The sequence below is a fragment of the Myxococcus sp. CA056 genome (assembly GCF_013336715.1).
Lineage (GTDB): Bacteria > Myxococcota > Myxococcia > Myxococcales > Myxococcaceae > Myxococcus > Myxococcus llanfairpwllgwyngyllgogerychwyrndrobwllllantysiliogogogochensis.
Genome location: NZ_JABUMT010000002.1, coordinates 311937 through 325082, shown reverse-complemented (window position 1 = coordinate 325082; position 13146 = coordinate 311937). Strand labels below are relative to the sequence as shown.

Below are 13146 nucleotides of genomic sequence, written 5' to 3'. Positions count from 1 at the left end.
ACATATCCTTCGCATCATTGATGGGCGCCGTTGGCAGATCAGATGACCCAGTGTCTACCTGGATGAAGCGGGTTGCTGAGCAGCCCAGCGCCGGCGGCATGCCTCGCCTCCTATCTACCGCACACTTGGCTTCCCCTCAGATTTCGCATCTCGAATCCATGGAACATCCCATGGAGATGCTGAAGGCTCCCCTGACGTGGACTGCCTCGGCACGACGCGCCTTGCATGAGGCCGAAAAGCTCCGCACCAGAGTCCCTCATAGTCCTCAACAGTTTCTGGATGTGCGCCATCTCGTAGCGGCGTTCCTGTGGCTACCAAAATTCCACGACAGCGACTTCTACGAGATGCAACTGGACAGACAGCAACTCCGCAGCCAGTTCGCCGAGTTCGTATCCACGTTGCATCCCGAGGAGACGACGTTCTGGATGGGGATAATCCCTCTCAAATTCTCCAGAGGACACCCACAGACAGAACCACCGCCCACACCAGCCTCGCCCCTGAGCTGGCTGGACAACGACACTCAGCGCACTCTCTATTCTCCTCGCTACGACGCCGACGGGCGGGAGAACGAAGACCTCCTGGACATCGACCGCGACGTCGATGCGCTCAGTGCGCTGATTGCCTCGCGCACCATGGCGCCGCCGCTGTCCATCGGTGTGTTCGGAGACTGGGGCTCGGGCAAGTCGTTCTTCATGCACCACCTGCGCAAGCGGGTGGAGGAACTCGCTGGCCGGGCCGTGAAGTCCCAGCGTCCCCAGCGGGAAGTGGCCTTCTACAAGAACATCATCCAGATCGAATTCAACGCCTGGCACTACGCGGAAGGCAACCTGTGGGCCAGCCTCGTCGAACACATCTTCCGCAACCTCCGGAAGCGACAGGACGAGCCCGAGGCCGAAATCGGCAAACGCCGGGATGACCTGCTGACACGGCTCGCCCAGCGGGAAGCGGAGCTGCTCAAGAAGCAGGCCGAGGTCACCGCGAAGGAAGCCGAGGTCGCGCTGGCGCAGCAGAAAGTCGGCGAACTGGAGCAACAGAAGGAATCAAAGCGCGTCGAGCTGGAGCAAGCCCTCTCCGAAAAGCGCACCCTGCTCGAGTTGATGCCCGCCACATTGAAGCTTGAGGAGGGTGTCCAGCAGAGGGCCACCGCATGGCTCGCTGAAACAGGCTTCAGCTCCCTGGGACGCACGGCCTTCGATTTGCGGGATGCCCTCGGCAATGCCCAGGCCGAGCTGAGACAGACCGGCGGATTCGTCGCATCCCTCTTGGATACGCGGAGCGCGAACAAACGACTGCGTCCTCCCGCCATCATCTTGATCGTCTCTCTCGCCGTGAGCCTGGCGCTTCCGTTCGTGCTCGACGAGTTCGGTAAGCAGGACCTCGCGGGCCTGATGGCTGGACTCACGACGCTGACAGGCCTCGTGGGCTCCGTGACGCTCTGGCTTCAGCGGCAGACCGCGTGGCTGAGAGAGCGGCGGGAGCAGAACGAGAAGCGACTGCGCGAAGTCGAGCAGGCCATCGAAACCGAACTCCAGAATCGACTCAAGCCGCTCGATGAAGCCGCACAGGTCGCTCGGGAGCAGGTCGCCTCACTGGCCCAGGCGGAGGAACAGCAACGCGCGTCCATGGCCAAGGCCCAGGACGAAGTCCTCCAACTGAAGCAAGCCATCGCCGAGCTCTCCAGCGCGCGGCTGCTGGACAAGTTCATCGAGAACCGCACCGGCAGCGACGACTACCGCAAGCACCTGGGACTCGTCGCCCTCATCCGCAGGGACTTCGAGGAGCTGTCCCGACTGATGGAGGCGGTCAACCGCGACGAACAGACGGACCCGAACGTCCCCGCCATCAATCGCATCGTCCTCTACATCGATGACCTGGACCGCTGCTCGCAAGACACCGTGGTGAAGGTGCTCCAGGCCGTGCACCTGCTCCTCGCCTTCCCTCTGTTCGTCGTCGTCGTGGGTGTGGACTCGCGCTGGGTGGCGCGCTGTCTGAACCACACCTTCAAGGACCTGCTGAAGATGGAGGACCCGAAGGCTCTGCCCCTGGATGCGATGACCCCGGGTGCCACGGCCTACGACTATCTGGAGAAGATCTTCCAGATTCCCATCTGGCTGCGGCCCGTGAGCAGCGACCATCGCACGAGCATGTTGCGCGGGTTGCTGGCCCGTCCTTCCGCGGAAGAGCACTCGCAAGAGGCCACGGTCCTGAAGCTGAAGCCCAGGTTCGTCGTCGACACCCCAGACACCGTCGACCCGATGGAAGAGTGGGACTACAAAAAGGGCTCACCGACCTTGGTGAACGTCGCTCGGGCCGCACGCACCGAACCGCAAGCAGCAGTCGCCGGACACGGCAAGCCGAAGTCCTCCGCATCCTCCAGCCACGCCCAGGTCGCGTCGAATGAACAGGAGGAGCTCAATCCTCCCGGCCTCGTCATCAGCGAGAGAGAACTGGCGTTCATCGACTGTCTCGGCCCGCTGCTGAGCCCCACGCCTCGTGTGCTCAAGCGCTTCGCCAACACCTATCGACTCATCAAGGCGTGTGTCCCGAGTGCGGGACAGACCGAGTTCATGGGCGACGGACAGGAAGGAACCTCTCCGTCCCAGATGTGCCTGTTGCTGCTGGCGCTGGTGACCTCGAAGCCCCAGCTCGCCGAGGAGTTCTTCGCGCGGCTCAAGCGCTACGAACACAACGAGGAGATGCTCACGCTCCAAGCGCTCGACCTCGCCGCCGACGAGCCCGAGCACGTCATCTCGGAGCTGTTCACCTGGCTCCGCGCCATGCCGCCCGCCATCCAGAGCACTCCGCTCACCCTGGTCCGGAAGCTCGTCCCCTGGGTCACCCGCTTCAGCTTCCGGTAGGCACGCGCCTCACGACGCCCGTCGCCTTCGCAGCCGTGAACGGATGCGACTGAGCGCCACGGGCGTGACGCGGATGTAGCTCGCGATATCCCGCTGCGACAGCAGCGGCGCCAGGTCCGGGTGCTCGTCCAGGAACCGCTGGTAGCGCTCCTCCGCGGACAGCGTGAGCAACTCCATCTCCCGCTTCTCCTTGCGCAGCCCATAGACCTCGAAGGCCCGGCTCACCGCCCGCTGCCACTCCAGGTGGCGCGACGCCAGCCTCCGCACCTCGCCATAGTCGAGCTGCTCCACCCGCGACTCCACCACCGCCTGCGTGGAGAAGCTCGTGACGCCTCCCGGCGCCAGCGCCACCAGACTCGCGAAACACGTCCCCTCCCCCGCGAACGCCTTCACCCAGGCGCCACCCTCGCTCGTCTCGTAGACCATCTTCACCAGCCCGCGCGTGACGATGAAGATGCTCGGCCGCGCCTCGCCCACGTGGAAGAGGTACTCGCCCTTGCGCAGCGTCTTCGCGCGCAGCAGCGGCGCCACCGCGTCCCACCCCGGCAGCGCGCTCCCCGCCAGACCCCGCAGCACCTCCCTCGCCGTCGTCACGGACACCTCTCAACGTAAACCCGGGTTAACGACGCCGCTCCCCCGCACCGGAAGACTGCGCGCCACCAACGCACGGAGACATCCACGATGCGAGCCCTCTTCCTTCCCCCCGTCGTCCTGCTGGCGTCCATGGGCGTCATGGTCCTCCTGAACAGGACCGCCCCGCTGCACGAGCTGTGGGGGCGCCCCTGGAGCTGGCTCGGAGGCGCCTTGCTGCTCGCGGGAATCGCCGTCGCCCAATGGCACGCCCGACTCTTCAAGAAGCTGGGCACCAACATCAACACCTTCGGGGACCCCGGCACCCTCACGCGCGAGGGCCTGTTCCGCTTCACCCGCAACCCCATGTACCTGGGCTTCGTCGCGAGCCTCGTCGGCCTGGGCATCACCCTGGGGTCGGTCTCACCCTTCGTCGTGCCGCTCGCCTTCGGCCTGCTCACCCACTTCTGGTACATCCGCGTCGAGGAACAGGCCCTGCTCCAGAAATTCGGCGGCCAGTACGTCGAATATCAACGCGCTGTCCGCCGGTGGCTTTGACGCCCGGCGTCGACCGCATCGAGAGGCGTCAACTCCCGGAGTCTCCTCGGGTTTCCGCTCCGGGCCCTTCGCCGACGGCTGAATCCGCGTTCAGCCCGGCGCAACCCCCGTGGCGTCAGGACACAAGCGGTTGTCGCCCACGATGTTTCAAGACATGGGACTCATCACGTTCTGTCAGATGAACAGCCCTCGGTCGCCCAGGCCGAAGCACGGGGGGGAACACATGGTTTCGCTCGACGGGTCCACGCTGAGACTCTGGAAGACGCTGAGTTGCTTCCTCCGAGTCCTCATGACGCAGGTGCTCTACGTCGCACCGCTCTTCTGGTTCATGGAGCTGTCCCAGAACGTGGCCTGGCGCTGGATGAACAAGGACTGGGGCTGGTACTACCCCGAGTCCCCGTACCACTGGTTCTCCTTCGGCAGCATGATGCTCTGGGCTGGATGCGTCGGCCTGCTGTGGACCCTGCACTACTTCTGGTTCTACCCGCAGCGCGTCAAGGTCTGGACGCGCGTCGCCATCGGGGCCCTGGTCTGCTGGATGGGCGAGTGGTTCGGCGGCTACATGGCGGCCAACGTCTTCAACCACCCGCTGCAAGTGTGGCCCGGCTCGCCGCTCGTCTACGTCCACTACGCCGCCATCTTCTTCTGGGTGAGCAACGTCATCGTCTACCACCTCGTCACGGTGAACGTGGTGGACCTCACGCCCACGTATGACGCACCTCCGGACACCGGCGCCCAGGTGGCCTGAAGTCTCCAAGGCCCGGGAGCTCGAGGGCCCGACGTCTCAGCCCACGGCCTGCGCCGCGGTGCTCGCACCGTGAGCTTCCAGCGGCAACTTCAACCGCGCCCGGCACCCACGTCCCTCGGGACGGTTCTCCAGGCGCAGCGTGCCGCCGTGCGCCTCCGCGATCTGCCGACACAGCGCGAGGCCAATGCCGCTGCCCTGCGGCTTCGTGGTGAAGAAGGGCACGAAGAGGTTGCCCGTGTCCGCGAGGCCCGGGCCCTCGTCCTCCACCCAGACCTCCACCGCGCCCGGCGTCAGCACCGCCCATGACACCCAGACCTGTGCGCCCGGGGCCTCGCCCAGCACCGCGTCCACCGCGTTGCGCACCAGGTTGATGAGCAGCTGCTCCAATTGGTCCGAATCCCCGCGCACCGCCAACGCCGGCCCCGCACGCACCGACACCGGCCGCCGCTTCTCAAGCGCCGCCACCCGCCGCACCCAGCCGTCCACCTCCACCCCCGCCAGCACCGGCGGCGGCAGGCGCGCCAGCCGCGCATACGCGGACATGAAGCGCGCCAGCGCCTCCGAGCGCCTCGCGACGATGCCCAGGCCGCTCTTCGCGTCGTCTTCCCAATCCGAGGGACGCGGCTCCATCAACAGCGTGTCGCGCAGCGCCTCGGCAATCGATTGGATGGGCGCCAGCGAGTTGTTGATTTCATGGCTCAGCACCCGCACCAGCCGCCGCCACGCCTCGCGCTCCTGCTCACGCAACGCCAGCCGCAGATCCGCCAGCACCACCAGGTGATGCGGCAGGCCGCCCTGACGGAAGCCGCCGCGCCGCAGCTCGTACGGACCGCCCTCCTCCACGAAGGAGCGCGACAACCTCCGGGGCGCCGGGCCGTCCAGCAGGTCCGCCAGCCCCAGCGAGCCGGCCCCCTTGCCCATCAACTGCGAGCGCGACTGGCCCAACAGCTTCTCACCCGCGCGATTCACCAGTCGCAGCGTGCCCGCGACATCGAAGGCGAGCACCGCGACGTCAATCTCCTCCATCACCTGCTCGAGCAGCGCTCCGGCCTCCAGCGCCCCCAGGCGCTGCTCGCGCAAGGTGTCGCCCAGGGCGTTCACCTCCAGCAAGACTTCGCCCAGCGCATCACCCACCCGCGCGCCGCGACCGCGCGTCGAGTAGTCCCCCTCGCGCAGCGCCGCCAACAGGTTCGCCAGCGCGTGCAGGGGCCGCATCACCCGCTCGCGGACCAGGAGCCCCACGCCCAGGAAGACGCCCACGACCAGCGTGGACAGCGTCCAACGGACCTTGGATGAAAAGTCTCCCGTCCACACCAGCGCGAGCGAGACCACCCCTCCCGGCAGACCCGCCAGCCACGTCAGGGCGAGCATCTGCAGGTCATGTGGCCAGGGCTCGCGCTTGCGTCTCACCGGGCTCCCTTGATTCCGTAGTACTGGAGCCGACGGTACAGCGCGCTGCGCGACAGGCCCAGTCCCTTCGCCGCCTCGCTCACGTTGCCCTCATGCCGCGCCAGCGCGCGCTCGATGAGGTAGCGCTCCACCTCTTCCAGCGTCATCTCCTCCAGCCGCGACAGGCCCTCGCGACCCGCCCGGCGCAAGAGCAGGTCCTCCGCGGACACATCGTCCCCCACCGCCATCAGCAGCGAGCGCTCCACCGCGTGCTCCAGCTCGCGCACGTTGCCCGGCCACGGGTAGGCCAGGAGCGCCTCCAGCGCCCCAGGCGTCAGCCGCGCCGCGTTGCGCCCGTAGCGCTTGCCGTGCTCGGCCAGGAAGTGCGACGCCAACAGCGGGATGTCCTCGCGGCGCTCACGCAGCGGCGGCAACGGCACCTCCACCGTGTTGAGGCGGTACAGCAGGTCCTCGCGGAAGCGGCCCTCGGCCACCGCCTTGGCCAGGTCCACGTTGGTGGCGCTCACCACCCGCACGTCCACGCGCCGCGTCTTCGACGAGCCCACCGGGTGCAACTCCCCCGTCTGGAGCACGCGCAAGAGCTTCGCCTGCTGCGACAACGGCATGTTCCCAATCTCATCCAGGAACAGCGTGCCGCCATCCGCCAGCTCGAAGCAGCCGATGCGGTCCGCCTTCGCGTCCGTGAAGGCGCCCTTCACATGGCCGAAGAGCTCGCTCTCGAAGACACCCTCGGAGAGTCCTCCCGAGTTGACGGCCACGAAGGCCCGGTCCGCGCGCGTGGAGGACGCGTGCAGCAGCCTGGCCACCACTTCCTTGCCCGTGCCGTGCTCACCCGTCACCAGCACGTTGGCCCCAGACGGCGCCACGCGCTCAATCATCCGGCGCACCGGCAACATGGCGCGCGACTCGGACACCATGGTGGGCAGGCCGCCCTGGCCGCGCCGCAGGTGCTGGTTCTCCTCTTCCAGCCGGCGGCTGCGCTTGAGCGCCCGGCCCAGCTCCAACTGCGTGCGCAGCGTGGCGAGCAGGCGCGTGTTGTCCCACGGCTTCTGCACGTAGTCGCGCGCGCCACCACGCATCGCCTCCACCGCGCCCTCCACGCTGCTCCACGCCGTCATCACCACGACGGGCAACGCCGCGTCCTGCGCGCGGATGCGGCCAAGCAGGTCCATGCCCTCTCGCCCGGACGTGGTGTCCCGCGCGTAGTTCAGGTCCATCAGCACCAGGTCCACGTCCTCGGCTTCCAGCGTGGCGAGCGCTCCAGCGGGCGACTGCGCGGTGACGATGGTGTGCCCGTCCCGCTTCAACAGCAGGCGCAGGGCCTCCAGCACGTCGGCCTGGTCATCCGCGATGAGGATGCGCGAGGGACGCGTGGCGATGGGAGCGGAGACAGGGGTGACGACGGAGACAGGGAGGGGTTCGGACACGGGGAACATCCAGGAAGAAAGAGTGCCAGAAACAAAGAGGCTCAGCCGCGACGCAAGACGGCGGCGGGGTCCGCGTTGGCGGCCTTGCGCGCCGGCAGCCAGCTCGCCAGCCAGGCCGTGCCCAATAGCAGCAGCGAGACAGAAGCCAAGACCGAAACATCCAGCGCCCCCATCCCGTAGAGCAGACCTTCCATGATGCGGTGGGCCGCCAGCGCCCCGAGCAGGCCCAGCACCAACCCCAGCCCCACTCGCCGCAGCGCCTGCCCCACCACCAGTCTCAGGACATCCGCCGCGCGTGCGCCCAGCGCCATGCGCACGCTCATCTCGTGTTCGCGCTGTGACACCGAGTAGGACATCACGCCGTAGATGCCCACCGCGGCCAGCACCAGCGCCAGCAAACCAAAGGCCCCCAGCAACACCGCCCGGAAGCGCGGCTGCCCCAGGTCCGAGGACAGCCGGTCCTCCAGCGTGCCCACACGCGCGAGCGCCACCATGGAGTCCACCGCGCGCAGCTCCTCGCGCACCACCGACTCCAGCTTCCTCGGGTCCAGGCCCGGCGCCGCCCGCACCGCGAGCTGCCCGTCCGTCGTCGGCTCCTGCGCCATGGGGACGTACGCGGTGGGCTCGTGCCCCACCTCCACGCCCGCGTACGCCACGTCCGCCACCACGCCCACCACCGTCGTCCACAGCGGGTTTCCATCCGCGTCGTCGCCCCCGAAGGAGACTCGGCGGCCCAGCGCGTCCTCGCCGGCGAAGACCTCGCGCGCGAAGCGCTCGCTCACCACCATGACCCTTGGCGCGTTCGCTCCGTCCGACTCCGTCAGCAGGCGCCCCGCGAGCAGCGGCACGCGCAGCGCCTCCAGGAAGCCCGGCGTGGTGACGTTGATGAGCGCGTCGGGCCGCACCGGCGGGTCCTCGGTTCCCTCCTTCCAGTAGCCCGAGCGCGAGAGGGAGCCGCCCGCCGGGAGGCTGCCGCCCACGCCCACGCCAGCGACCTCCGGACGCGCGGCGAGCCGCGCCGTCAGCTCCCGGTGGAAGGCTTCCGTCCGCTCCGGCGTGTCATAGCGGCTCTGCGGCAGCGCCAGTCGGGCCACGAAGACACCCACCGGGTCCAGGCCCGGGTCGGCCTGGTACATCCGCCAGAAGCTCTTCAGCATCAACCCCGCCCCGGTGACGAGCATCAGCGCGAGCGCCACCTCCGCCACCACCAGCACCGCGTGCGTGCGGCCCCGCGACTTCTCCGTCGCCCCACGCCCCAGCACCGTCGCCGGCGAGAGCTGCGAGCGCTGGAGCGCCGGCACCAGCCCCACGCCCACGCCCGTCGTCAGCGTCACCGCCAACGCGAAGAGCAGCACGCGGCCATGCACCGCCACCTCGCCCGCCCGGGGCAGCGTGTTGGCCCCCAGCATCATCAACAAATCGGTGGCCCACAGCGCCAGCAGCACGCCGCCCACGCCGCCCAGCAGCGCCAGCAGCACGCTCTCCGTGAGGAGCTGACGCACCAGCCGGCCGCGCCCAGCGCCCAGCGCCACGCGGATGCCCAGCTCACGCTGCCGCGCCGCCGCCCGCGCGAGCTGCAGGTGCGCCACGTTGGCCGCCGCCAGCAGCAACACCAGGGACACCGCGCCCAGCAGCACCCACAGGAGCAGGCTGACGCCCTGGGTGAGGGAGTCGGCGTAGCGGACCACCCCCAGCTTCAGGGTGGCGTCGTCTCGTGAGAGGAGCTCCTCGTTCAGGCTCTTCAGCTCGTGGCGGACCGACTCGAGCGTCGCGCCTGGAACAAGCCTCGCCGCGACGGCGAAGGAGCGGAAGCCCCGCTCGGTGCGCTCCTCCGACGTGGCCGCGCCGGGCAGGCTGTCGAAGGGCACCCAGACCTCGGTGGTGTGGGCGGGCACGTCGAAGGACGGCGGCATCACCCCAATCACCGTGTAGGGCTGACCGCCCAGGGTCAGCGTGCGGCCCAGCACGCCCTCGCCGCCGCCCGCCTTCATCCAGCGCGAATGCGAGATGACGGCCAGCCGCGCGTCGCGCTCCTCGGGCGCGAAGGTCCTCCCCAGCATCGGCTTCATGCCGAACGCCCCGAAGAAGTCCCCCACCACCACCGCGCCGCGAAGCTGCTCGGCATCCCCGTGGCCCGTGAGGTTCATCAACCGCTGGCCGTACGCGGTCATCGAGCGCAGCCGCGTGGAGAGCCGCGCGACGTCCTCGTAGTTGGGCAGGCTGTAGCGCGCCAGCAGCTTCCCGGGCTTATCGGTGGACATCACCACCAGCCGGTCCGGCTCCGGAAACGGCAGCGGACGCAGCAGCACCGCGTCCACCACGCTGAACAGCGCCGTCGTCACCCCGATGCCCAGCGTCAGCACCAGCACCGCCGCCAGGGTGAAAACAGGCGACTGGCGCATCGTTCGCAGGGTGTACCGCACATCCATCGACACATCGCTCAGCATGGTGGCCTCGTGCCCTGCTCAGGTCTTCTGGAGCCAGCCGTCCGCCAGCTGGATGATGCGGTGGCCGAAGGCCGCGTTGGCCTCCGAGTGCGTCACCTGGATGATGGTGGTGCCCGCCTTGTTGAGCGTCTGGAACACCTCCATGATGTGCTTCGCCTGCTGCGAGTGGAGGTTGCCCGTCGGCTCGTCCGCCAGCAGGATTTTCGGCGTGGCGATGAGCGCCCGGGCGATTCCCACCAACTGCTGCTGTCCGCCGGAGAGCTGCGCGGGGAACAGGTCCTTCTTCCCCACCAGTTGGAAGCGGTCCAGCATGTCGCCCACCAGCGCCTCGCGCTCACCGCGCTTGAGGTTGCGGTAGGACAGCGGCACCTCCAGGTTCTCCGCCACCGTCAGGTTGTCCAGCAGGTGGTACTGCTGGAAGACGAAGCCGATGGTGCGCCGGGACAACTCGCCGCGCTCCTTCGGCTTCATCGCGTGCACGGCCTGCCCGTCCAGGACGTACTCACCCTTCCACTCCGCATCGAGCATGCCGAGCACGGCCAGCAGCGTGGACTTGCCCGCGCCGGACGGGCCCATCAGGGTGACGAACTCGCCGGGCTGGATGTCCAGGTCGATGTTGCGCAGCACCCAGGTGCGGCCCCCCGCCAACGGGTAGGACTTTTCGACCTGACGCAGTGAGATGAGAGGTGAGGACATGAGAGGTGCTTTCGTGCTCACTCGGAGCGCAAGGAAACGATGGGGTCCACGCGAGAGGCCCGCCGCGCCGGCAGCCACGTCGCCAGGAGCGTCACGCCGCCCAGGAGCGTCGCCACCGCGGTGAAGGTCCACGGGTCATACGCCGTCACGCCGTACAGCATGCTGCCCAGGAAGCGGGCCAGGCCCAGCGACATCACCAGCCCCACCCCCACGCCCAACCCCGCCAGCTTCAAACCCTGCCGCAGCACCATCACCAGCACGTCGGAGCTGGCCGCGCCCAGCGCCATGCGGATGCCCATCTCCCGCGTGCGCCGTGTCACCGAGTAGCCCACGACGCCAGCGATGCCCAGCGCCGCCAGCAACAGCGCCGTGCCGGCGAACAGTCCCATCAGCAGGGCGGACAGGCTGCTGGAGCTGATGGACTCATCCACCAGTCGCGCCAGCGGCGCCACGCCGAACAGCGGCACGTCCGCGTCCACCGCGCGCAGCTCCGCCTCGATGGACGCGCGCAGCGCCTCCGGCTCCCCCGCCTTCACCCGGACCACGAGGCCCAGGTACGACGCGGGCGACGTCGGCAGCGACCAGTAGGCCGCGGGCCGCGCGGGCGAGGACAGCCCCCACTCGCGCAGGTCGTCCACGATGCCCACCACCGTCGCCCACTGCTTCCTCGGCTCGATTGACAGCCTCTGTCCCAGCGCGTTGCCCTGGGGCCAGTACACGTCCGCGAAGCGCTTGTTGATGACGACCTCCGGCACCGCGCCCACCTCGCCGAGCCCCTGGTGCAAACGGCCCTGGAGCAGCTTCACGCCCAGCGTGCTCAGGTACCCCGGGCTCGCCAGCCGGAAATCCACCGCGGGCAGCAGCTCGCCCTGCACCTCCGGCCGGCTCTCGAACTCGAGGCCGCTCGTGGAGATGCCACCCAACGGCAGCATGTTGGTGAGCCCCACGGACTCCACGCCCGGCAAGGCCTCCAGGCGCTCCAGCAGCTCGCGCTGGAAGGCCAGCTTGCGGGCGGGCTCCGCGAAGCGCGCCTCAGGCAGCGCGAGCCGACCGGTGAGCACACCCTCGGGCTTGAAGCCCGCGTCGACGCCGCGCAACGCGAGCAGGCTCTTCACGAACAGGCCCGCACCCACCAGCAGCACCAGCGCGAAGGCCACCTGCGCCACCACCAGCCCCGAGCGCAGCCGGCCCGAACGGCCACTTTCCGAGCCTCGCGAGCCCTCGCGCATCGTCGCATTCAAGTCCGCGCGACTCGCCTGGAGCGCCGGCACCAGTCCGAACACCAGGCCCGTGAGGACGGAGACGCCCATCGTGAAGCACACCGACGTCACATCCAGCTTCACGTGCGCCATGCGCGGCAGTCCGTCTCCCATGAAGGCCAGGAGCGCATCCGTGCCCCACATCGCCAGGAGCAACCCCAGCGCGCCACCCGCCAGGGACAACACGAGGCTCTCCGTGAGGAACTGCGCCACCAGCCGGCCACGGCTCGCGCCCAGCGCCGCGCGGATGGACACCTCGCGCTCACGCGCCGCCGCACGAGCCAGGAGCAGATTCGCCACGCTGCTGCACGCCACCAGCAGCACGCAGCCCACCGCGCCCAGCAACAGCCACAGCGTGCCGCGCACGTCGCCCACCAGCTTGTCCTCCAACGAGGTGACGCGGATGGACCAGCCAATCCCCTGGTAGCGGGACTCCACCGCCTGCATGTCGAGGGCGACCCGAGCCATGTCCGCGCGCGCCTGCTCCAGCGTCACGCCCGGCTTCATCCGCGCCAGGCAGAAGAGGTAGCGCGTGGTGCGCTCCGAGACATGCTCCGGCAGCGGCACGAAGGGCACGTAGAGGTCGGCGCGCTCCGGGTGCACCACGCCGCGGGGCAGCACGCCCACCACCGTGTAGGGCTTGCCGTCGAGCTGCATCGTCTTGCCCAACACGCCGGGGTCCTCCGCGAAGTGCGCGCGCCACACCTTGTGCGTCAACACCACGACCTTCTCCCCACCCAGAGAGGCTTCCGCCTCGGTGAAGTTCCGGCCGAGCATCGGCGTCACGCCGAGCGTGGGGAGCAACGTGGCGGTGCCCTGCACCACGGCGAAGCGCTGCGCGGCGCCGCCTCCGGTCAGCGTCATGTCCCGCCAGTTGTAGGCGGCCACCGAGCTGAAGACTCGCGGCAGCGTGCGGAAGTCCTGGTACTCGGGCGTCGAGATGGAGATGCCCTCCAGGCCCACCGCCTGGATGTCGTTGGACACGGTGACCAGGCGCTCCGGCTCCGCGAGGGGCGGCGGCGTGAGCAGCACGCCGTTCACCACGCTGAACACCGCGCTGTTGGCGCCGATGCCCAGCGCCAACGCCAGCACCGCCACCAGCGTGAAACCCGGGCTCTTGCCCAGCGTGCGCAGCGCGTACCGCAGGTCTTGAATGAGGGTCTCCATCGACGC

9 protein-coding genes are annotated in these 13146 nt (G+C 68.8%); 3 read left to right on the top strand and 6 right to left on the bottom strand.

What is annotated here, in order from left to right; genetic code table 11:
- The first annotated feature begins 281 nt into the window (after positions 1 to 281).
- Entirely contained in the window at positions 282 to 2858 is a 2577-nt protein-coding gene (locus HUA76_RS09045) for a P-loop NTPase fold protein (protein ID WP_174460606.1), read from the top strand.
- Between the two features lie 9 nt (positions 2859 to 2867).
- Here HUA76_RS09045 and HUA76_RS09040 read toward each other — a convergent pair whose 3' ends face one another.
- Positions 2868 to 3452, bottom strand: coding sequence for a Crp/Fnr family transcriptional regulator (locus HUA76_RS09040; protein WP_217439508.1), 585 nt, complete (start codon positions 3450 to 3452; stop codon positions 2868 to 2870).
- An 87-nt stretch (positions 3453 to 3539) separates the two neighbouring features.
- Between HUA76_RS09040 and HUA76_RS09035 the strand changes: the two genes are divergently transcribed.
- Positions 3540 to 3986: an isoprenylcysteine carboxylmethyltransferase family protein gene (locus tag HUA76_RS09035; protein ID WP_174453764.1), complete on the top strand. Its 447-nt coding sequence runs from the start codon at positions 3540 to 3542 to the stop codon at positions 3984 to 3986.
- 223 nt (positions 3987 to 4209) lie between these two features.
- Positions 4210 to 4734 carry a hypothetical protein gene (locus HUA76_RS09030; RefSeq protein WP_141642623.1) on the top strand — a complete coding sequence of 175 codons (525 nt, stop codon included), beginning with the start codon at positions 4210 to 4212 and terminating at the stop codon, positions 4732 to 4734.
- Positions 4735 to 4770: 36 nt separating this feature from the next.
- Here the strand turns inward: HUA76_RS09030 and HUA76_RS09025 are convergent, their stop codons facing one another.
- Genes HUA76_RS09025 through HUA76_RS09005 form a run of 5 tightly spaced genes read right to left on the bottom strand, consistent with a single transcriptional unit; the run spans position 4771 to position 13140 of the window.
- A complete protein-coding gene (locus HUA76_RS09025) occupies positions 4771 to 6105 on the bottom strand; it encodes a PAS domain-containing sensor histidine kinase (RefSeq protein WP_217439583.1) in 1335 nt (444 codons plus the stop codon).
- Positions 6106 to 6140: 35 nt separating this feature from the next.
- Positions 6141 to 7580 (bottom strand): sigma-54 dependent transcriptional regulator, encoded by a 1440-nt coding sequence (locus HUA76_RS09020; RefSeq protein WP_141642621.1) that lies wholly within the window; start codon positions 7578 to 7580, stop codon positions 6141 to 6143.
- A gap of 32 nt (positions 7581 to 7612) precedes the next feature.
- Positions 7613 to 10018, bottom strand: a complete 2406-nt coding sequence (locus tag HUA76_RS09015; RefSeq protein ID WP_174460604.1) for an ABC transporter permease — start codon at positions 10016 to 10018, stop codon at positions 7613 to 7615.
- Positions 10019 to 10036: 18 nt separating this feature from the next.
- The gene (locus HUA76_RS09010; protein WP_141642619.1) at positions 10037 to 10714 is read right to left on the bottom strand and encodes an ABC transporter ATP-binding protein; all 678 of its coding nucleotides are present in this window, start codon (positions 10712 to 10714) and stop codon (positions 10037 to 10039) included.
- Positions 10715 to 10731: 17 nt separating this feature from the next.
- Positions 10732 to 13140 (bottom strand): ABC transporter permease, encoded by a 2409-nt coding sequence (locus tag HUA76_RS09005; protein WP_174460603.1) that lies wholly within the window; start codon positions 13138 to 13140, stop codon positions 10732 to 10734.
- Positions 13141 to 13146 lie beyond the last annotated feature (6 nt).